Origin of the sequence: Gordonia sp. PP30 (genome assembly GCF_023100845.1) — a bacterium.
Lineage (GTDB): Bacteria > Actinomycetota > Actinomycetes > Mycobacteriales > Mycobacteriaceae > Gordonia.
This window is the reverse complement of the sequence record NZ_CP095864.1, coordinates 3189184-3207964: the sequence shown is the minus strand read 5'-3', so window position 1 is coordinate 3207964 and position 18781 is coordinate 3189184. Positions and strand designations below refer to the sequence as shown.

Genomic DNA, 18781 nt, shown 5'->3' with positions numbered 1-18781 from the left:
CTGCAACCGATCTACTCGAATGCAAGTTCTATGCCACTGTTGCATACACATCTCGGTGTGCGTATTCTGGGGGTAGGGGAAGAACCATCTACCGTCGGCCGGCAAAGGGGGTCCGTGATGAGTGACGATGACGTGTTCGACGCCCGCGGTCGTGTGGCCGGCCTGTCTCCCGCCGAGTTGGTCGCGGTGATCGATGCCGCCGAAGAATCTCTCGCGGACGCGCCGCTGGCTGCGCTGTCCGAGGATGGGTTGCTGGATCTGTTGGAGTCGCGGGAGCAGGCCCGCCGGAAAGGTGTCGGGGTCGACGCAGCCGTGTTCGTGGAGATCTCCGACCGCGGTGCCTGCCGGCGCGCCGGATACAACACCATGCACCAGTTGCTGACGCAGGGCCTGCGTATCGGGGAGGGCGAGTCCCGGCGGCGCCGGGTGGTGGCGGCCTCGATCGGCCGGTTCACGGCGATGACCGGCGAGCGTCTGGATCCGAAGTTCCCGGCGACCGCGGCCGCGGTGGCCGAGGGTGCGATCGGTGAGACGCATGTGTGGGTGATCGAGGAGGTGATGGACAAGATCCCGTCCTCGGTCGATCCGGAGGCACGGGTGAAGGCTGAGGCCATGCTCGCTGACGCCGCCCGGCGGCTCAATCCGTCCGGAGTGACGATCGTCGGGAACCGGATCCTGGCCCACCTCGACCCCGACGGCACCCTCGCCGACGACAAAGACCGGCAGCGGCAAGCGAAGTTCCGGCTGTCCGCCCAGGACCGGCAACTCATGAGCGCGGTCCAGGCCCGGATGACGCCGCAGTTGCGGGCGGAGTTCGAGGTCGTGTTCGTCCAGTGGGCCGCTCCCGGCATGAACAACCCGGATGATCCGGACTCCCCGCACGGGGCGGCCGATCAGCCCGGTCTCGACCCCGCGGTCCTGGCTGCCGCGGCCGAGCGCGATGACCGGCTGCTGGGGCGGCGCCAGCACGACGCTCTCCTGGCACTACTCGTCTGGGTCAATGCCCAGAACACCCATGCGCGCCCAGAGAGTCTGCGCAATCAGATCGTGGTCACCGTCACCGATGAGGACCTCGCCCGCCACGCCGGGATCGCCTGGACCACCACCGGCACCCGCATCCCCGTCTCGGACCTGGTGACGATCGCCGCCGACGCCGTCCCCTACCTCGCGGTCTTCGCCAAGGCCACCGGGCAGCCCCTCTACCTCGGCCGCGCCCACCGCCTCGCGTCGCGCGCGCAACGCTTGGCGTTGTTCGCCCGCGACCGCGGCTGTACCGCGCCGGGCTGTACCCGCCCGTTCACCCAGTGCGAGATGCACCACATGCCCGACTGGCAAGACGGCGGTCCCACCGACGCCGATCACCTCGGCGGGGCCTGCGGGACACACAACCGGTGGAACGGCAAACAACCCGGAACCTGGGAATCGATCGTCCTCACCGACGGCCCCGACAAAGGCCGCGTCGGCTGGCGGCCCGCCGGACGCGCCGGGCCGTGGATCATCAACCCACTGTTCCACCCCGACAAACTCCGCACCGGCCCAGACCTCCCGGCCGAAGACCGCTCCCCACCACCGACCGTGAACCACCGGCTCGGCGAGACCAGCGAGCGGGCCGGAGGGCTTGGCGTCGAGGCTCCTCGCCCCGACATGCCCGTCGCACCCGCACGCGCGGACACCACCGGCTCCGGCGTCGAACGCCTCCTAGAACAGCACCTGGCCGCCTGACCACCACCACGGTGGCCAGGCCGCCAGGGCGTACACGATTACCGGTAGCGACCCGGCACACCAGCAGCGGTCCCCCGAGCACTGCCACTACCCGCGAACGCCGCCACGTCCATCACCGACACCGGGAATCACTCATCTAACTGTACTTCCCCGACACGTTGTGAACATCTGAGGTGAAGTGAAGACCTCCGGGCAGGATGTGGGTTACCACACTGACATCAAGCCACGGAGGTCTTCATGGTCCACGCTAACGCACCCTTGACGCCGGAGGGCAGACGACGCCTGGCGGTGCTGATCGTCGAGGACGGTTGGCCGCTGCGGCGGGCAGCGCAGCGGTTCCAGGTTTCCCTGGCCACGGCCAAGCGATGGGCCGACCGGTACCGCGCCGGTCAGGAGTTGACCGACCGTAGTTCCCGTCCCCAGACCTGTCCGACGCGTCTGAACCGGCGCACCGAGCGGCGGATCATCGGTCTGCGGTTCACTCGCCGCTGGGGACCACACCGCATCGCCTACCACCTGCGGCTTCCGCGTTCGACCGTGGGCAGGGTCCTGACTCGGTACCGGATGCCGCCGCTGGCGCACCTGGACCAGGCCACCGGGCTGCCGGTGCGCCGGCCCGCGCCCAAGAGGTACGAAGTCGACCGTCCCGGCCGGCTGGTCCATGTCGACATCAAGAAACTCGGCCGAATCCCTGACGGCGGCGGATGGCGGGTCCATGGACGCGGCTCGGCCCAGGACCTCAGAGCCGGGCGGCACCGTGACCAGGCTGCCCGCGGCGGCGCAGCAGGATCGCGGGGCTACCGGTACCTGCACCACGCTGTCGATGACCACTCGCGCGTGGCGTATTCGGAGATCCTCGATGACGAACGCAAGGAGACCGCGGCAGGGTTCTGGGAACGGGCCAACGCGTTCTTCGCCGAGATCGGAGTCACCGTGACCGCGGTGATGACCGATAACGGATCCTGCTACCGCTCGCGTGTGTTCGCCGCGGCCCTGGGCCCGAGTATCAAGCACAAGCGGACCAGGCCGTACCGGCCCCAGACCAACGGGAAAGTCGAACGCTTCAACCGGACGCTGGCCGCCGAATGGGCCTACGCCGCCCCGTACACCAGTGACACCGAACGCGTAGCGGCCTACCAGCACTGGCTGCACCACTACAATCACCACCGACCCCACACCGGGATCGGCGGCCTCGTCCCCTCAGCCCGCGTTCACAACCTCACGGGGAAGTACATCTAACGGAGTTCCGTGTCGAACGCCGCGACATGCGCTGGGACACAACGACTTGTGGCCAATGAGGATGGGTTTCGACACGGCTCCTCGCGGAGTTCATAGTGAGCTCCGTCGAAATGCTCACCCGCCGGCGGGGCCGGCTGGCAGCGGCAAACAACCGGATTCTTCAGCAGTCTCCCAACGTTTCGCTGGTGGTACCTGAGCGGAGTCGGCGGGGCTCGGCCGGCGGACGACAGGGTCTCAGAGTCGCTACGGTGCCAGGTGGGTGGCGGTCCCGAGCCAGACGCGGCGGTCCGGGGCCATCGGCGCGAGCATCACCTCGTCGGCGCCGGTGGCCGACGCGAAGTCGGCGATCTGCGCGCGGACGCGGGCGGGGGTGCCCACCGCCGCGTGGTGCATCATCTCCTCGACCTGGCGGCCGACCGGACCGGCGAGCAGGTCGTCGGCTTCGGCGTCGGTCAGCCGGCGGCCCCGGGCGAACAGGTGCTTCGCGCGCTGTCGCTTGGTGACGTGCGCCTGTTCGAGCGCGACCGCCTCGTCGTCGTCGGCGATCACGCCCGCGGCGACGATCAGATACGGCTCGGTCTCCCCGCCGTCGAGGGTGGGGGCGGGCCGGAACTCGGTGCGGTACAGCGCGATCGCCTGCTCCAGCGCGGCCGGGGCGAAATGCGAGGCGAAGGCGTACGGCAGGCCGAGGTAGGCGGCGAGCTGGGCACCGAAGAGCGAGGAACCCAGGATGTACAGCGGCACGTCGGTGCCGGCACCCGGCGTCGCGACCACGCCGGACTCCTGCGGCACTCCGCGCAGATAGCGCTGCAGTTCCACGACGTCCCGCGGGAACGACTCGGCCGCCGCCGGGTCGCGGCGCAGGGCCGCGAAGGTGGCGCGGTCGCCGCCGGGCGCGCGGCCGAGTCCCAGGTCGATGCGCCCCGGATACAGCTCGGCGAGGGTGCCGAACTGTTCGGCGATGGTCAGCGGCGAATGATTGGGCAGCATCACGCCGCCCGCGCCCAGCCGGATGCGGGTCGTGATCGCGGCCATATGGGCGATCAGCACGGCCGGGGCCGACGAGGCGATGGCCGCCATGTTGTGGTGCTCGGCGTACCAGAGCCGCCGGTAACCCGAGTCGTCGGCGAGCCGCGCGAGGTCTTCCGAGTGCCGCAGCGAGGCGGCGACGGTCTCGCCGGGACCGACTTGCGCCAGGTCGAGAAGGGACAGGGGCACGGACGATTCGGCGACACTCACCTCCGGTTCAAGGCCGCGGCGCGGTCCGATATTCCCGCGCCGGTGATACCTGCGCCGCGCCACCGGGGTCATCGGCCATCATGGGAGGGTGACTGACGCGCAGACCGACCCGGACCTGATTCTCGACTTCCACGACGTCGTCCTGCGGCGCGGGGGCAAGGAATTGGTCGGCCCGGTCGACTGGCAGGTGGAGCTCGACGAGCGCTGGGTGATCATCGGCCCCAACGGCGCAGGCAAGACCTCGCTGCTGCGGATGGCGGCCGCGATCGAGCAGCCGACGTCCGGCGTCGCCTTCGTTCTCTCCGAACGCCTGGGCCGCACCGATGTGCGCGATCTGACCACCCGCATCGGGCTGGTCAGTTCGGCGATCGCCGGCCGTATCCCGGCCGGTGAGGTGGTCTCGGACCTGGTGATCTCGGCGGGCTACTCGGTCCTCGGCCGGTGGCGGGAGGACTACGACGAGTTCGACCGCGAGCGCGCGGCCGACGTCCTGGAGTCGATGGGGGCCGAGCACCTCGCCGGCCGGACGTTCGGGACCCTGTCGGAAGGGGAGCGCAAGCGGGTGCTGATCGCGCGCGGCCTGATGACCGATCCGGAGGTGCTGCTGCTCGACGAGCCCGCCGCCGGACTCGACCTGGGCGGTCGCGAAGAACTCGTCGACCGGCTCAGCATGTTGGCGCTGGACCCGGACGCCCCGGCGATGGTGCTCATCACCCATCACGTCGAGGAGATCCCGCCGGGCTTCACCAACCTGATGATGCTCTCCGAAGGCCAGGTGACGGCGCAGGGACCGATCGCCGACACGCTGACCGCGGAGAACCTCACGCGCACCTTCCGGCAGAACATCGCGCTGACGCAGGACGACGGCCGCTACTTCGCGCGCCGGGCGCGGCGTGCGGGCGGTCACCGTCGTGCCGCTGAGCGATGACCGTTACAGTCGCTAAGTAGAGTGAGCGCTCGCTCGGTGAGCGACGGACCGGAAGGCAGGCGACGATGAGCGATGAGGCGACGAACCGGCAGCCGGAGGCGTCGCCGCGCGATGCCTCCACCGTGGTGCTGGTGCGCGACGGTGACGGCGCCATCGAGGTCTTCCTCCAGCATCGGGTGCGGCAGATGGCCTTCGCCGGCGGCATGACGGTGTTCCCCGGCGGCGGCGTCGATCCCCGGGACCGGGAGGCCGAGATCGGCTGGATCGGTCCCGATCTGCGCTGGTGGGCGCACCAGCTCGGTACCGAGGAGGAGTCCGCCCGGGCCCTCGTGTCCGCGGCCGTCCGGGAGACCTTCGAGGAGTGCGGCGTGCTGCTGGCCGGGACCGCCGACGCCGTCGTGCCCGATCCGGCGGTCTACGCCGGTGAGCGCGACCGCCTGGTCGCCAAGGAGATCTCGTTCGCGCAGTTCCTGATCGAGAACGACCTGTGTGTGCGCACCGATCTGCTGGCGCCGCTCGCGCACTGGATCACGCCGCGCAACGAGAAGCGGCGGTACGACACGCGCTTCTTCCTGGCGGCGCTTCCGGAGGGACAGAACGCGGACGGGGCGACCAGCGAGGCCGAGGCCACCGAGTGGGCAACCGCGGAGGCGGCGCTCGCCGACTGGCAGTCGGGACGGCGGTTCCTGCTGCCGCCGACGTGGACGCAGCTGCGGGAGATCGCCCGGCACGAGTCCGTCGCCGACCTGATCGCCGAGCCCCGCGTGATCACCGCGATCGAGCCGGCCGTCCCCTCCGACGGCGGCGTGATGGGTCTCGGGTTCGCCGATTCGGCGGACTACTTCGCCGTCCTGAACGACGGCCGCCTGACGCAACTGGAGCAGATCATCCGCTGATCCCTCCGCCCTCGTCGTCGCGGGAGTCGCGGTCGGCCCACTCCAGGAGGATGTCGAGCCGGTAGGACACGTCGTCGATCGGGGCGAAGAGATCGCCGATCCGGGCGAAGCGCTCCGGCACCGTGGCGACCGTGAAGTCGTCGGGCTCGGCGCTGTCGAGCTCGTCCCACTCGATCGGGGTGCTGACCGTCGCCCGGCCGGTGGCGCGCACCGAGTAGGCCGCGGCCATGGTGTGATCGCGGGCGTTCTGGTTGAAGTCGACGAAGACCTGAGACGGGTCGCGGTCCTTGCGCCACCAGGTGACGGTGGCGTCACCGGGCAGGCGGCGGGTGAGTTCGCGGCCGAAGGCGAGGGCGGCGCGCCGGACGTCGCCGAACTCCCACTCGGGCTCGATCCGCACGTAGATGTGCAGACCGTGGCCGCCGGAGGTCTTCGGGAAGCCGCGGATACCGAGTTCGTCCAGCAACTCGTGGGCGGCGTGGGCGACGCGCCGCACCCGCGCGAAGTCGCAGTCGGGCATCGGGTCGAGATCGATCCGCCACTCGTCGGGCCGCTCGACGTCCGCGCGCCGCGAGTTCCAGGGGTGGAACTCCACGGTCGACATCTGCACCGCCCAGATGATCGGCGCCAGTTCGGCCGGGCACAGCTCGTCGACGATCCGGGAGTAGCGGGGGAAGAAGATCGGCACGGTCTCGATCCAGTCCGGCGCACCCGCGGGGAGCTTCTTCTGGTGCACCTTCGGTCCGGCGAGACCCTTGGGGAACCGGTGCAGCATGGTCGGCCGCGCGTGCAGCGCGCGCTCGATGCCGTCGCCCACGCTCAGGTAGTACCGGGCCAGGTCGAGCTTGGTGAGTCCCGCCTCGGGGAAGTACACGCGGTCCGGGCTGCTGAGCCGGACGGTGCGCTCCGGGGCGCCGGTCCGCGCCGATCCGGGAACGACGAGCTCGACCGCGCTGTCACTCATGGCACAACCTTAGTCGTGCGTCTCACGAGTGCGGGTGCGGTTGCGGCGACGGCGGGCCCGCCCGGTAGCCTGCCGGTATGGCAGAGTTCGTGACCCTTTCCATCGCGCCAGAGCACCCGGGGGTGGGGGTGATCACCCTGAATCGCCCGCCGATGAACGCGCTGAACCGTCAGGTCCAGGACGAACTCGTCGCGGCGGCCGCCGAGGCCGACTCCCGCGACGACGTCAAGGCCGTGGTCGTCTACGGCGGCCCGAAGGTCTTCGCGGCCGGCGCCGACATCAAAGAGATGAACGACATGTCGTTCCAGGAGATGGCGAAGGTGGCCCGCCGCCTGCAGCGCGGACTGGGCGCGATCTCCGAGATCAGTAAGCCGACCGTCGCCGCGATCACCGGATACGCCCTCGGCGGCGGCCTGGAGGTGGCCCTCGGCGCCGACCGGCGCATCGCCGGTGACAACGCCAAGCTGGGCGTCCCCGAGGTGACCCTCGGTGTGATCCCCGGCGGTGGCGGCACCCAGCGGCTCGCCCGCCTGATCGGCCCCTCGCGGGCCAAGGACATGGTGTTCACCGGCCGCTTCGTCGGTGCGGAGGAAGCCCTCGCGATCGGTCTGGTCGACGAGGTCGTGGCCCCCGACGACGTCTACGACGCCGCGGTGCGCTGGGCGAGCCGCTTCACCGGCGCCGCGTCGCTCGCGCTGGCCGCGGCCAAGGCCGCGATCGACGAGGGCCTGGACACCGATCTGGAAACCGGGCTGAAGATCGAGGCGCACCTGTTCGCGCAGCTCTTCGCCACCGATGACCGCGCGACCGGCATGTCGTCGTTCATCGCCAACGGTCCGGGCAAGGCCGAGTTCACCGGAAAGTAAGCAGAACACCATATGACGTCGATCGACGATCCCCAGCCGAATCCGCACGCCACCGCCGAGCAGGTGGAGGCCGCGCTCAGCGACACCAAGCTCGCCCAGGTCCTGTACCACGACTGGGAGGCCGAGACCTACGACGAGAAGTGGTCGATCAGCTTCGACGAACGCTGCATCGACTACGCGCGCGGGCGGCTCGACCGCATCGTGCCCGACGCGCCGCTGCCCTACGGGCGGGCCATGGAGCTCGGCTGCGGCACCGGCTTCTTCCTGCTCAACCTGATGCAGTCCGGGGTGGCGACCAAGGGCTCGGTCACCGACCTGTCGCCGGGCATGGTGAAGGTGGCGCTGCGCAACGCCGAGGGCCTCGGGCTCGACGTCGACGGCCGCGTCGCGGACGCGGAGAAGATCCCGTACGACGACGACACCTTCGACCTCGTCGTCGGCCATGCGGTGCTGCACCACATCCCGGATGTCGAGCAGGCGCTGCGCGAGGTGCTGCGCGTCCTCAAGCCGGGCGGGCGCTTCGTGTTCGCGGGCGAGCCGTCGACCCTCGGCGACTTCTACGCGCGCTGGATGAGCCGCGCGACCTGGTGGGCCACCACCAACCTCACCAAGTTCGGTCCGCTGCAGACGTGGCGCCGTCCGCAGGAAGAGCTCGACGAGTCGTCGCGCGCGGCCGCGCTCGAGGCCGTCGTCGACATCCACACGTTCTCGCCGAACGACCTGGAGAAGCTGGCCACCGCGGCCGGTGCCGTACAGGTGGCCTCGGCGAGCGAGGAACTGGCCGCGGCCATGCTCGGCTGGCCGGTGCGCACGTTCGAGGCGGCCGTTCCGGCGGAGAAGCTCGGCTGGGGCTGGGCGCGGTTCGCGTTCGGCGGCTGGAAGCGGATGACCTGGCTCGACGACAACGTCCTGCAGAAGGTGGTGCCGCCGCAGTTCTTCTACAACGTGCTCATCACCGGTGTGAAGCCCGGCGCGAGCGACGCGGAGCCCGGCGCGCAGGCCTGACCGCGGTGACCTACCAGCTGAGCGAGGCGGACGTCGCCTTCCTCCGTTCCCGCTACGGGAGCAAGGCTCTGGAGAACGCCTCCGAACTGGCGCTGATCGCGTCCAGCCTGCTCGGCGACCTGACGACGTTGCGTGCCCGGTATCCCGAGCACGCGGCGGCGCTGGCCGAGACGGTGCGTGCCCGCCGCCGCGCGGCCGGGAAGCTCCGGCACGCCGAAGCGCTGATCGCCGACGAGACCGCGGTGCAGCAGGCGACGGCCGCGCCGGTCGCCGCCCTGCGGGCGGCCGACATCGTGAGCAGGCATCGCGGGGCCGTCGTGCACGACATCACCTGCTCCATCGGCGGTGAGCTGCTGGCGCTGGCCGGCGAACCCGGCCTGGCCGGGGTGATCGGCTCCGATGTGGATCCGGTGCGGCTGGCGATGGCCCAGCACAACCTGGACGTCGGGCTCGGTGCCGGGCGCCGGCCCACCCTGCTGCGCGCCGACGCGCTGACCCCGGTCTCGATCGCGGACGTGGTGATCGCCGATCCGGGCCGCCGCAACGCCCGGGGGAGGGTCTTCGGCATGGACCAGCTCGATCCGCCGCTGCTGGAACTGCTCTCGGTCTACGCCGGCCGCGCGCTCGCGGTGAAGTGCGCGCCGGGCCTCGACTACCGCAATCTGCGCACCCGCTTCGGGTTCGACGGGCAGGTGCAGGTGGTCTCGCTCGACGGCGGCGTGCGCGAAGCCGTCCTGTGGACGGAACTGCCCGAAGCGCCCGCCAATCGGGCGAGTGTGCTGCGAACGGCGCCGGGCGGCCTCACCAGTCTCTACGAGGTCACGTCCGACGATCCCGACGACCTCCCCGAACCGGGTGTCGACGAGTGGATCGTCGACCCGGACGGTGCGGTGGTGCGGGCCGGGCTGGTCCGCCAGTACGCGCACGCCCGCGGGCTGCGACAGCTGGATCCGCAGATCGCGTACCTGACCGGCGACGCGGTGCCCGCGGGGGAGCGCGGCTTCCGGGTGCTCGAACGCCTGCCGGTCACCGAGAAGGTGCTGCGCGGCGCGCTCGCCGCGCGCGGGTGCGGCAGCCTGGAGATCCTGGTCCGCGGGCTCGACGTCGACCCCGACCGGCTGCGCAAACGCCTGCGGCTGAAGGGCGACGCGCCCTACGCGCTGATCCTCACCCGCATCGGCCGGACCGGCGCGGCCTTCCTGTGCGAGCCGGGCGTGCGGGCCTGAGGCGATCGGCCACTGACTTCGATGTCGCCCACACCGCCGGGTGGGCGAGAACGACGTGGATGGGCGACGCCCACTGATTCAGTGGGCATCCGTTCAGCGGGTATCGTGCGGTACCGCACGGCTCCGGTCAGGCGAAGTAGTAGACCTCGCCGAGGTTGGTCGCGACGGCGATGCTGCCGTAGGAGGACACCGCGACGCCCGTGGTGAACCCGGTGGCCTCCGGCAGATCCAGGGAACGCTTGGTGGCGCCGTCGGCGGTCGAGAACTCGGTGAGCACCAGCTTCTGCGCGGGTCCGGTGCGCACGACGGTCCACGCCGTGTCCTTGCCGGTCTGGGTCGCCAGGCTCACGGCCTGGACGTCGTCGCGCTTGGCGCGCAGCTCGGCCTTGTCGCCGTCGTCTTTGAGGATGGTCAGCGGGGCGCCGATGGTGCCGGTGGGAATCAGCACACCGTCGGGGGACACCGACAGCGTCGCGAATCCGTAGCCGCCGAGGTCGTAGCTCCAGCGCTGTCTGCCGTCGCCGGCGGCGAAGGCGTAGAGCTTGCCGTCGCGGCCGAACGCGTAGACGGTCTCGCCGTTCGGGGAGACCGTCGCCGGACCGACCATCCCGCCGGGCACCGGCGCGTTCCACACACCGGTGATCCGGCGGCCGTCGCGGCCCTCGGCGTAGCTCATCGCGGTGAGCTGAGCGGCAGGGGCTCCGTCGGGACGGTAGTTCAGGTAGAAGCGTTCGTGTCCGGCGTCGACGGCGGGCGGGGCGGACACCGCGCACAGCGGGCCGCCGGAGATGCAGTCGCCCAGGCCGAACAACGGCTGGGCCGGGTCGGCGTTCGGGCGCAGCCGGACCTCCGGGGCGTCGAACCGGTTGGTCTGGGCGTCGATCAGCAGGATCTGGCCGAGTTGGGTCACCGAGAGGACCTGGCCGGGACCGGCGAACTTGGCCGAGAAGGGCAGGCCGATGGTGGGCATGCGCCACCGGATGGCGCCGCCGCCGTTGAAGGCCAGGAACATGCCCGACTCGCCGACGTAGGGCTGCGAGTACTGGTCGAAGGCCATGGCGTTGAACTGGTTGCCGTCGGCCATCCGCTTACAGAAGTTCTTGCGGCCGTTGGTATTGCTGAAGACGAAGAGGTTGCAGCCGTTGGTGGTGCGCGCGGTGACGCCGACGTCGCCGTTGGCGTTCAGGGTGAGCGGGGCGGTGATCGGCCCGCCGGTGGGGCGCTGCCACTTCAGCGACAGGCCGCCGGGTGCGGTGACCGGGGTGTAGTTGGCGTTGTCGCCGTGCCCGCCGTACACCGGCCAGCCGGCGGCCGGGATCGCGCGCACCTCGTGGTGACCGTCGGAGCAGGCCGAGAGCAGCAGACCGGCCACCGCCAGCAGCACGACGACAGCGGCGGGGCGCGACGCGCGGGCGCGGCGGGTGGAGCGGTCGGCCTGGCGCATCGGTGCTCGGGTGCCTTTCGATCGGTGGCCGCCCGGTCGCGTGCGGCCTCATCGGGCATGACTCTATCGCGTCGTGTCCGCCGGACAGTTCCCCGCTCGCGCGGATCGGCCGGGCGCGTCGATTAGGGTTTGTGGTCATGACCACCATGTGGAACGCCTCCTATCGCTCGCGCTGGCGGGCGGGGCTGCGCCGCCGCGACCCCGACCAGGCCCGTTTCCTCACGCTGGACTCGCTGCGCTGGATCAAGCGCAACAAGGCGTGGACCCCCTGGTATCTGGTGCGCTACTACCGGCTCGCGCGGTTCCGGCTGGCCAACCCGCACATCGTGCTGCGCGGCATGGTGTTCCTCGGCAAGAACGTCGAGATCCACGCGACCCCGGAGATGGCGCGGATGGAGATCGGCCGCTGGGTGCACATCGGCGACGGCAACTCGATCCGCTGCCACGAGGGCAGCCTCCGGATCGGCGACAAGACCGTGTTCGGCTGCAACAACGTCGTCAACGCGTACCTGGACATCGAGATCGGCGGGTCGACGCTGGTCGCCGACTGGTGCTACATCTGCGACTTCGACCACGTCACCGACCACATCGGCATCCCGATCAAGGACCAGGGCATCGTCAAGGGGCCGGTCCGGATCGGACCGGACACCTGGGTGGCCACCAAGGTGACCGTGCTGCGCAACACCATCGTGGGCCGCGGCTGCGTGCTCGGCGCGCACACCGTCGCCCGCGGGGTGATCGAGGACTACGGCATCGCCGTCGGTTCCCCGGCCCGCGTCGTGAAGAACCGGCGGCAGGCGTGGGAGGCCGGTGCCGAGCAGCGCGCCGAGCTGGAGCGCGCCCTGGCCGACATCGAGCGCAAGAAGGCGCAGGCGGAGGCCGAGTCCCGCCCGGCCGACTCCCCGTCCGCCTGACCGCGGAGGGATCTGGCCCCGTCGACCGGATTCGCGGCGGTCGCCGGCACGCGCGGCGGTCGCGCCGCGGTTCCTCGGATGCCTCCGGCTGCCGCGCCTGCCGATTCTGCCGGCGGACTTCCGTCGTGCTGCCGGATCTGGACAGCGCTGGCGCTACCTGACCCGCACGGTCCAGATACGCCAGCACGGTCCAGATCCGCCAGCACGGTCCAGATACGCCAGCTTCGTCGCCGGGGTTACTTGCCGGGGTCGCGGTCGGGGAGGGGGCGCAGGGGGATGTCCGGGCGCGGGAGGGGCCGGCGGCGGCGCCGGGTGGTGGTCCGGTAGACCGCGGCGGTGCGTTCGGCGATCACCGGCCAGGTGAACTCCTCGGTGAGGACGGCACGGGCGCGTCGTGCGCGGGCGGCGGCGGCAGCGGGATCGTCGAGCGTGGCGCAGACCGCATCGACCAGCGCGGCGGTGCCGGCGGGCGGGAACGTGAGGCCGGTCTCGCCGTCGTGCACGGCCTCGCCGAGGCCGCCCGCGGTGGAGGTCACGAGCGGGATGCCGGTGGCGGCGGCTTCGAGGGCGACGATGCCGAAGGGCTCGTACCGGCTCGGGAGCACGATCGCCGCGCAGCGGTGCATCAGGGCGACCAGGCCGTCGTGGTCCTGCTTGCCCGCGAAGGTCACCGACCGGGCGATGCGGTATTTCCGGGTGAGCCCGGTGAGCCAGTCGAGTTGCGTGCCCTCACCGGCGATGGTGAGCGTGGTGCCGGGGTGTGCGCGCCGGATCTTCGGCAGCGCCTCCAGCAGGTCCTGCACGCCCTTCTCGTACTCCAGGCGCCCGGCGAACAGCAGTTCCGCGGGCCCGTCGCCGGGCGTGCGTTCGGCGAAGCCCCAGGCGGTCAGGTCGATGCCGTTGTGGATCACGGTCACCGGCGCCTCCGGGGCGAAGAGGGTGGTCACCTCGTCGCGCATCGACGACGAGCACGTGATCAGCGCGTCGGCCGCGTTGGCGAGCCACCACTCCACCGAGTGCACCTGCCGGTTGACGTGACCGGCCACCCAGCCGCTGTGCCTGCCCGCCTCGGTCGCGTGCAGGGTGGCGACCAGCGGCACGTCGAAGAACTCGGCGAGAGCGATCGCCGGATGGGCGACGAGCCAGTCGTGCGCGTGCACCACATCGGGCTGCCACGCCGGGCCGTCGGTGCCGCGCAGGTGCGCGATCGCGGCGCGCAGGAAGCCGTGCCCCATCGCGAGCGTCCACGCCATCATGTCGACGCCGAAGTCGAACTCCGGCGGATCCTCGGCGGCCGCGATCACCCGCACGCCGTTCACCATCGTGTCGGTGGTGGGGTGGGTCGACGGGTCGGTGCCCGACGGCCGGCGCGTCAGCACCGTCACCTCGATCCCTTGCACCGCCAGGGCTTCGGCCAGGTAGTGCACGTGGCGGCCGAGCCCGCCGACGACGACCGGCGGGTATTCCCAGGAGACCATGAGGACCCTTCGACTCGCCTCCTTCGTCGGCGGCTCAGGGGGCGTCGGGTTCGCCTCCTTCGTCGGCGGCTCAGGGGGCGTCGGGTTCGCCTGGTTCGTCGGCGGCTCGGGGATCGTCGTGTTCGCCTGGTCCGTCGGCGGTTCGGGGGGCGAGATCATCGATCCTCCAGACGTCGTGCATCCAGTGCGCCGAAGACGTTGTCGGCCCGCCGCCATCCGGCGGCCAGGCGCTCGGCCCGGTGACCGCGGCCGGAAGCGGCGGCCTCGCAGATCTCCCGGGTGGCATGGGCGTGCTTGTACGCGCGGTCCTGCGCGTATCCGGCCGCGGTGTCCTTGGAGACCATGAACGGCCAGTCCGACTGCACCGTCATCAGCGTCTCGCGCAGGATCTGGTCGGCGACGGTGTCGCGGGCCGGTGGGGTGCCGTCCCGCCGTTTATCCAGACTGTGCAGGGCCGTCTCGGTGACCTCGTCGTTGAGCCGCACCAGGTGCTCCACCTGCGGCCCCTCCCAGACGCGCCAGTCCTTGCCCGACCCCCACGACGAGTCGTTCAGCGCCACCGGCTCGCCGACGAAGCCGTCGCGCCGCGCCGTGGCGAGGGTGCCGACGTCGATGCCGGCCTCGGGGAGCCGGCGCAGCAGCCGCTCCAGCCATGCCGGGCCCTCGTGCCACCAATGGCCGAACAGCTCGGTATCGAAGGCGGCGACCACCAGTGCGGGCCGCCCGATCCGCTCCGACTCGCCGATCAGCCGCTTCCGCACACAGTCGACGAAGTCGTCGACATGCGCGTCGAGCACCGCGTCGATCAGCGACGGGTCGTACGGCTTCTTCGTCTCGCCGGGCACGTTCTTGCCGGTCACCCGGAACGGTTTGAATCCCGTCCGGTGATCGTAGGTGTGGAAGTCGCGATACGCCGCATGTCCCGGATACCCGGACTTCGGCGACCACACGCGGTAGCTCACGGTCAGATCCCGGCCGAACGCGACGACGTCACCGTCGCCGACCGGTCGGCCGAGCGCGGTGTCGCCGCGCAGCGTGGGACCGTCGACCATGAAGTGCCCGACGCCGGCGGCGTCGTACTCGGTCTCCATCCCGGGCGTGTACGCGCATTCGGGCGCCCAGATGCCCGACGGCCGTGTGCCCCAGCGCAATTGCGCGTCGGCCAGGCCCTCGCGCAGGGAGAGGCGGCGCAGCCGTCCGTCGAGCAGCGGCTGGAACGGGTGCGCCAGCGGTCCGCCCAGCAGTTCGATCACACCGGTCGACAGCAGCTCGCGGATCTGCGGGCTGCCGCCGTGCCGCCAGTGCCGCTCGAAGTCGGCGAGCGCCTCCGCGGCCGCGCGGTATTCGCGGTGGCCGCTGATCCGGCGGTCGGGGTCGTCGTCCAGCGCGGCCTCCATGGCACGCAGCTGCCAGTCGGCCAGCCACTCGTACATCGACGACGTGGCGGCCGGATCGTCGAGCTGGGCGGCCAGCACCGGGGTGATCCCGAGCGACAGCTGATCGGTGAATCCGTCGGCGGCCAGCCGCCGCAGCGCCGCGAACACCGGCTGATAGCAGTGGGCCCACGACTGGTACAGCCATTCCTCGCCGACCGGCCACCGGCCGTGGTTGATCAGCCACGGCAGATGGGAGTGCAGAACCAGGGTGAACCGGCCCGGAACCCGGACTCGAGTCACTGCCGATGTCCCCCGAGCTCCGTCGAAGGGTCCCGGCGGACGGCGAACGCCAGCAGATCCAGGCTGGTGTCGATGTCGCGGAGTTCGGCGTCGACGATCTCGAAGTCGTCGGCGGTGATCGCGGCGACGTCGTCGATCAGTTCGGCCGGCCACGGCTCCCCGGCCAGGGCGCGGTCGATCTGGGCGTCGATCAGCGAACCGCCCCACTTGTCGTCGAGCTCGCGCAGGCGCGGGCCGTGGAAGACGCCGAGCATGTCGGTCACCTCGAAGCCGTCGCCGGTGAGCAGTTCGGTGAGTTCGGCGGCGCTCAGTTCGCGGGTGTGGAAGGGATTGAGCGGAGTGTCGCGGCCGGGGGAGAAGGTGATCCGGTTCGGGGTGCTCATCAGGAGTTCACCCTCGGGCCGCAGGACGCGGTGGCACTCGCGGACAAAGGCGCCCTGGTCCCACAGATGCTCGATCACCTGGAAGTTCACCACCGTGTCGATACAGGCGTCGTCCAGCGGCAGATCGATCAGATTGCCTTGGTGCACAGTCACTTCCGGATAGCGGCGGCGCGTATGCGCGACGGCCTGCTCGTCGTAGTCGACGCAGGTCACCGTCGCCGCGGCCTGCGCGAGCAGCGCCGCACCGTAGCCTTCCCCGGAACCGGCCTCCAGGACGTCCTGTCCCGCGCACCGCTCCCGGATCAGCTGATACGCGACCTCGTGCCGGCGGAACCAGTAGTTCTCCGCCGGAATACCGGGCACCGTCCGCTCGCCGGTGAGGGCGAGCTGCTCGTCGAGGGGCAGGGATTGCAGCGGTGAGGACTGGGAATCGCTCATTCGCACGACATTAGGGCATCCTGCCGGGTGCCCGGCCCCGCAGGGCGGTGAATGTGACACTGCGACACATCTGTCCGATGTGAGTAAGGCGACCTTGGTTTCTCCCCGGGCGGTCTTCGTGTCGTATCCGCGAGCGGTTACAGTAACGATGACCCATGGCCTTACCGGCCGGTAGGCTGCCGAAACCGATGCAGGAGGTCTTCTAGACCCATGACGAACGTAGTTGTTCTGATCAAGCACGTGCCGGACTACACTTCCGAATGGAAGCTCTCCGACGACGATTACACGCTCGACCGTGCCGCCGTGGACGGCATCATCGACGAGATCAACGAGCGCGCCGTGGAAGAAGCGCTGCAGATCAAGGAAGCCAGCGGCGGCGAGGTGACCATCCTCTGCGCCGGTCCCGCGCAGGCCACCGACGCTATCCGCAAGGCCCTCTCGATGGGTGCCGACAAGGCCATCCACATTCAGGACGACGCCGTCCACGGCAGCGATGCCGTGCAGACCGCCTACCTGCTCGCCACCGCACTCGGCACCATCGAGGGCGTGGAACTGGTGATCGCTGGCAACGAGGCCTCCGACGGCCGCTCCGGCGCCGTGCCGGCCATGATCGCCGAGTACCTGGACCTGCCGCACCTGACCCACCTGCGCAAGCTGGAGGTCGACGGCGACACCCTGCGCGGTGAGCGCGAGACCGACAACGGCATCTACAACGTCGAGGCCACCCTGCCGGCCATCGTCTCGGTCAACGAGAAGATCAACGAGCCGCGCTTCCCGTCCTTCAAGGGCATCATGGCCGCCAAGAAGAAGACCCCGGAAATCCTCACGGTCGCCGAGCTGGGCATCGAGGACGGCGTCGTCGGCGTCGCCAACTCCGGCAGCAGCGTGACCGGTGTGACCCCGAAGCCGCCGCGTGCCGCGGGTGAGCGAGTGACCGACGAGGGTGACGGTGGCGTCAAGGTCGCCGAGTACCTCATCGGCCAGAAGATCATCTGACCCCCACCCGACACTCGCGACCAGCAAAGACATTCAGGAGAAAATCATGGCTGAAGTACTCGTGCTCGTTGAGCAGGACCCCGAGGGTGGGCTGAAGAAGGTCACCAACGAACTCATCACCGCCGCCCGCGCGCTCGGCACCCCGTCCGCGGTCGTCATCACCGGCCCGGGCAAGGCCGACGGCATCCTCGGCGCGCTCGCCGAGGCCGGTGCCGAGAAGATCTACGTCGCCGAGTCGGCCGACGTCGAGGGCTACCTCGTCTCGCCCAAGGTCGACGTCCTCGCCTCGCTCGCCGAGGAGAACGGCGCCGCCGCCGTCCTCGTCGCCGCTAACGCCGACGGCAAGGAGATCGCCGGTCGCCTGGCCGTGCGTCTCGGCTCGGGTCTGCTGACCGACGTCATCGAGGTCCGCGAGGGCAACGCCGCCGTCCAGTCGATCCGCGGTGGCGCGTTCACCGTCGACTCGGTCGCCGGTGGCGACACCGCCGTCATCTCGGTCCGCCCGGGCGCCGTCGAGGCCGCCCCGGCCGCCGGCGCGGGCACCCGCGTCGACGTCGCCGTCCCCGAGCAGGCCGAGAACGCCGCCAAGATCACCGGCTTCTCCGCCAACGTCGGCGGCGACCGTCCGGAGCTCACCGAGGCGTCGATCGTCGTCTCCGGTGGCCGTGGCGTCGGCTCCGCCGAGAAGTTCTCGGTGGTCGAGGCCCTCGCCGACTCGCTCGGTGCCGCCGTCGGTGCCTCCCGCGCCGCCGTCGACTCCGGCTACTACCCGGGCCAGTTCCAGGTGGGTCAGACCGGCAAGACCGTGTCGCCGCAGCTGTACATCGCGCTGGGCATCTCCGGTGCCATCCAGCACCGCGCCGGCATGCAGACCTCGAAGACCATCGTGGCCGTCAACAAGGACGAAGAGGCCCCGATCTTCGAGATCAGCGACTTCGGCGTGGTCGGCGACCTGTTCGATGTCGCCCCGCAGCTGACCGAAGAGGTCAACAAGCGCAAGTAAGTCCGTCCTGGCGGACGGCTTTCGACTGAAGACTGTTTTCAGTCGGCTCGCTTCGCTCGCCCAGACAACGAATAGCCCGGTAGTGCTCGCTTCGCTCGAGCTGCCGGGCTTTTCGTTGTCTGGTCCGGCCCCGGATGCGCGTGGCTGGGTCTGAGGAGGGGACGCGTGACTGGGGGCGGATCCGGGGCCGGAGACTTCTAGCGGGGCGTTTCGACACGGGCTCCTTCGTCGCCCGGCTCAACGGGCTGGTTCTAGTACCACCCATGGCGTAGCGGGCTGGTACCTCCGCAGTCCGGTACCGCCCATGGCGTAGCGGGCTGGTACCTCCGCAGTCCGGTACCGCCCATGGCGTAACGGGCTGGTA

General features: G+C 70.5%; 16 protein-coding genes. 10 read left to right on the top strand and 6 right to left on the bottom strand.

What is annotated here, in order from left to right:
* Positions 1-117 precede the first annotated feature (117 nt).
* Complete coding sequence (locus tag MYK68_RS14800) at positions 118-1722, top strand: HNH endonuclease signature motif containing protein (RefSeq protein WP_247864445.1); 1605 nt, start codon at positions 118-120, stop codon at positions 1720-1722.
* Between the two features lie 237 nt (positions 1723-1959).
* Positions 1960-2961, top strand: a complete 1002-nt coding sequence (locus tag MYK68_RS14795; RefSeq protein ID WP_247864444.1) for an IS481 family transposase — start codon at positions 1960-1962, stop codon at positions 2959-2961.
* 243 nt (positions 2962-3204) lie between these two features.
* On the opposite strand, the gene MYK68_RS14790 is transcribed toward MYK68_RS14795, so the two are convergent.
* A complete protein-coding gene (locus MYK68_RS14790) occupies positions 3205-4179 on the bottom strand; it encodes an LLM class flavin-dependent oxidoreductase (protein ID WP_247864441.1) in 975 nt (324 codons plus the stop codon).
* A gap of 109 nt (positions 4180-4288) precedes the next feature.
* Here MYK68_RS14790 and MYK68_RS14785 point away from each other — a divergent pair, with 109 nt between their 5' ends.
* Together MYK68_RS14785 and MYK68_RS14780 are read left to right on the top strand one after the other, a co-directional pair.
* Positions 4289-5128: an ABC transporter ATP-binding protein gene (locus MYK68_RS14785; protein WP_247864440.1), complete on the top strand. Its 840-nt coding sequence runs from the start codon at positions 4289-4291 to the stop codon at positions 5126-5128.
* Positions 5129-5193: 65 nt separating this feature from the next.
* On the top strand, positions 5194-6024 hold the full coding sequence (locus MYK68_RS14780; protein ID WP_247864439.1) for an NUDIX hydrolase: 831 nt from the start codon (positions 5194-5196) through the stop codon (positions 6022-6024).
* Here MYK68_RS14780 and ligD read toward each other — a convergent pair.
* The gene (ligD, locus tag MYK68_RS14775; RefSeq protein ID WP_247864437.1) at positions 6014-6988 is read right to left on the bottom strand and encodes a non-homologous end-joining DNA ligase; all 975 of its coding nucleotides are present in this window, start codon (positions 6986-6988) and stop codon (positions 6014-6016) included. The genes MYK68_RS14780 and ligD overlap by 11 nt on opposite strands.
* A 77-nt stretch (positions 6989-7065) precedes the next feature.
* On the opposite strand from ligD, the gene MYK68_RS14770 reads away from it, so the two are divergent.
* Genes MYK68_RS14770 through MYK68_RS14760 form a run of 3 tightly spaced genes read left to right on the top strand, consistent with a single transcriptional unit; the run spans position 7066 to position 10085 of the window.
* Entirely contained in the window at positions 7066-7854 is a 789-nt protein-coding gene (locus tag MYK68_RS14770) for an enoyl-CoA hydratase/isomerase family protein (RefSeq protein WP_247864436.1), read from the top strand.
* Positions 7855-7866: 12 nt separating this feature from the next.
* Positions 7867-8859: a class I SAM-dependent methyltransferase gene (locus tag MYK68_RS14765; RefSeq protein WP_247864435.1), complete on the top strand. Its 993-nt coding sequence runs from the start codon at positions 7867-7869 to the stop codon at positions 8857-8859.
* A gap of 5 nt (positions 8860-8864) precedes the next feature.
* Positions 8865-10085: a THUMP-like domain-containing protein gene (locus MYK68_RS14760; RefSeq protein ID WP_247864434.1), complete on the top strand. Its 1221-nt coding sequence runs from the start codon at positions 8865-8867 to the stop codon at positions 10083-10085.
* Between the two features lie 127 nt (positions 10086-10212).
* On the opposite strand, the gene MYK68_RS14755 is transcribed toward MYK68_RS14760, so the two are convergent.
* Positions 10213-11529 (bottom strand): outer membrane protein assembly factor BamB family protein, encoded by a 1317-nt coding sequence (locus MYK68_RS14755; RefSeq protein WP_247864433.1) that lies wholly within the window; start codon positions 11527-11529, stop codon positions 10213-10215.
* Between the two features lie 137 nt (positions 11530-11666).
* On the opposite strand from MYK68_RS14755, the gene MYK68_RS14750 reads away from it, so the two are divergent.
* Positions 11667-12443 (top strand): acyltransferase, encoded by a 777-nt coding sequence (locus MYK68_RS14750; RefSeq protein ID WP_247864432.1) that lies wholly within the window; start codon positions 11667-11669, stop codon positions 12441-12443.
* A 236-nt stretch (positions 12444-12679) separates the two neighbouring features.
* On the opposite strand, the gene MYK68_RS14745 is transcribed toward MYK68_RS14750, so the two are convergent.
* The 3 genes from MYK68_RS14745 to MYK68_RS14735 form a co-directional block, all read right to left on the bottom strand.
* On the bottom strand, positions 12680-13921 hold the full coding sequence (locus MYK68_RS14745) for a glycosyltransferase family 4 protein (RefSeq protein ID WP_247864431.1): 1242 nt from the start codon (positions 13919-13921) through the stop codon (positions 12680-12682).
* A gap of 155 nt (positions 13922-14076) precedes the next feature.
* Complete coding sequence (locus tag MYK68_RS14740; RefSeq protein ID WP_247864429.1) at positions 14077-15597, bottom strand: 1,4-alpha-glucan branching protein domain-containing protein; 1521 nt, start codon at positions 15595-15597, stop codon at positions 14077-14079.
* Positions 15594-16418, bottom strand: coding sequence for a class I SAM-dependent methyltransferase (locus MYK68_RS14735; RefSeq protein ID WP_247864428.1), 825 nt, complete (start codon positions 16416-16418; stop codon positions 15594-15596). The genes MYK68_RS14740 and MYK68_RS14735 overlap by 4 nt, the downstream gene beginning before the upstream one ends.
* Before the next feature lie 210 nt (positions 16419-16628).
* On the opposite strand from MYK68_RS14735, the gene MYK68_RS14730 reads away from it, so the two are divergent.
* Positions 16629-17414 carry an electron transfer flavoprotein subunit beta/FixA family protein gene (locus MYK68_RS14730; RefSeq protein ID WP_247864427.1) on the top strand — a complete coding sequence of 262 codons (786 nt, stop codon included), beginning with the start codon at positions 16629-16631 and terminating at the stop codon, positions 17412-17414.
* A 46-nt stretch (positions 17415-17460) separates the two neighbouring features.
* Positions 17461-18417, top strand: coding sequence for an electron transfer flavoprotein subunit alpha/FixB family protein (locus tag MYK68_RS14725; RefSeq protein ID WP_247864426.1), 957 nt, complete (start codon positions 17461-17463; stop codon positions 18415-18417).
* Positions 18418-18781: the final 364 nt, after the last annotated feature.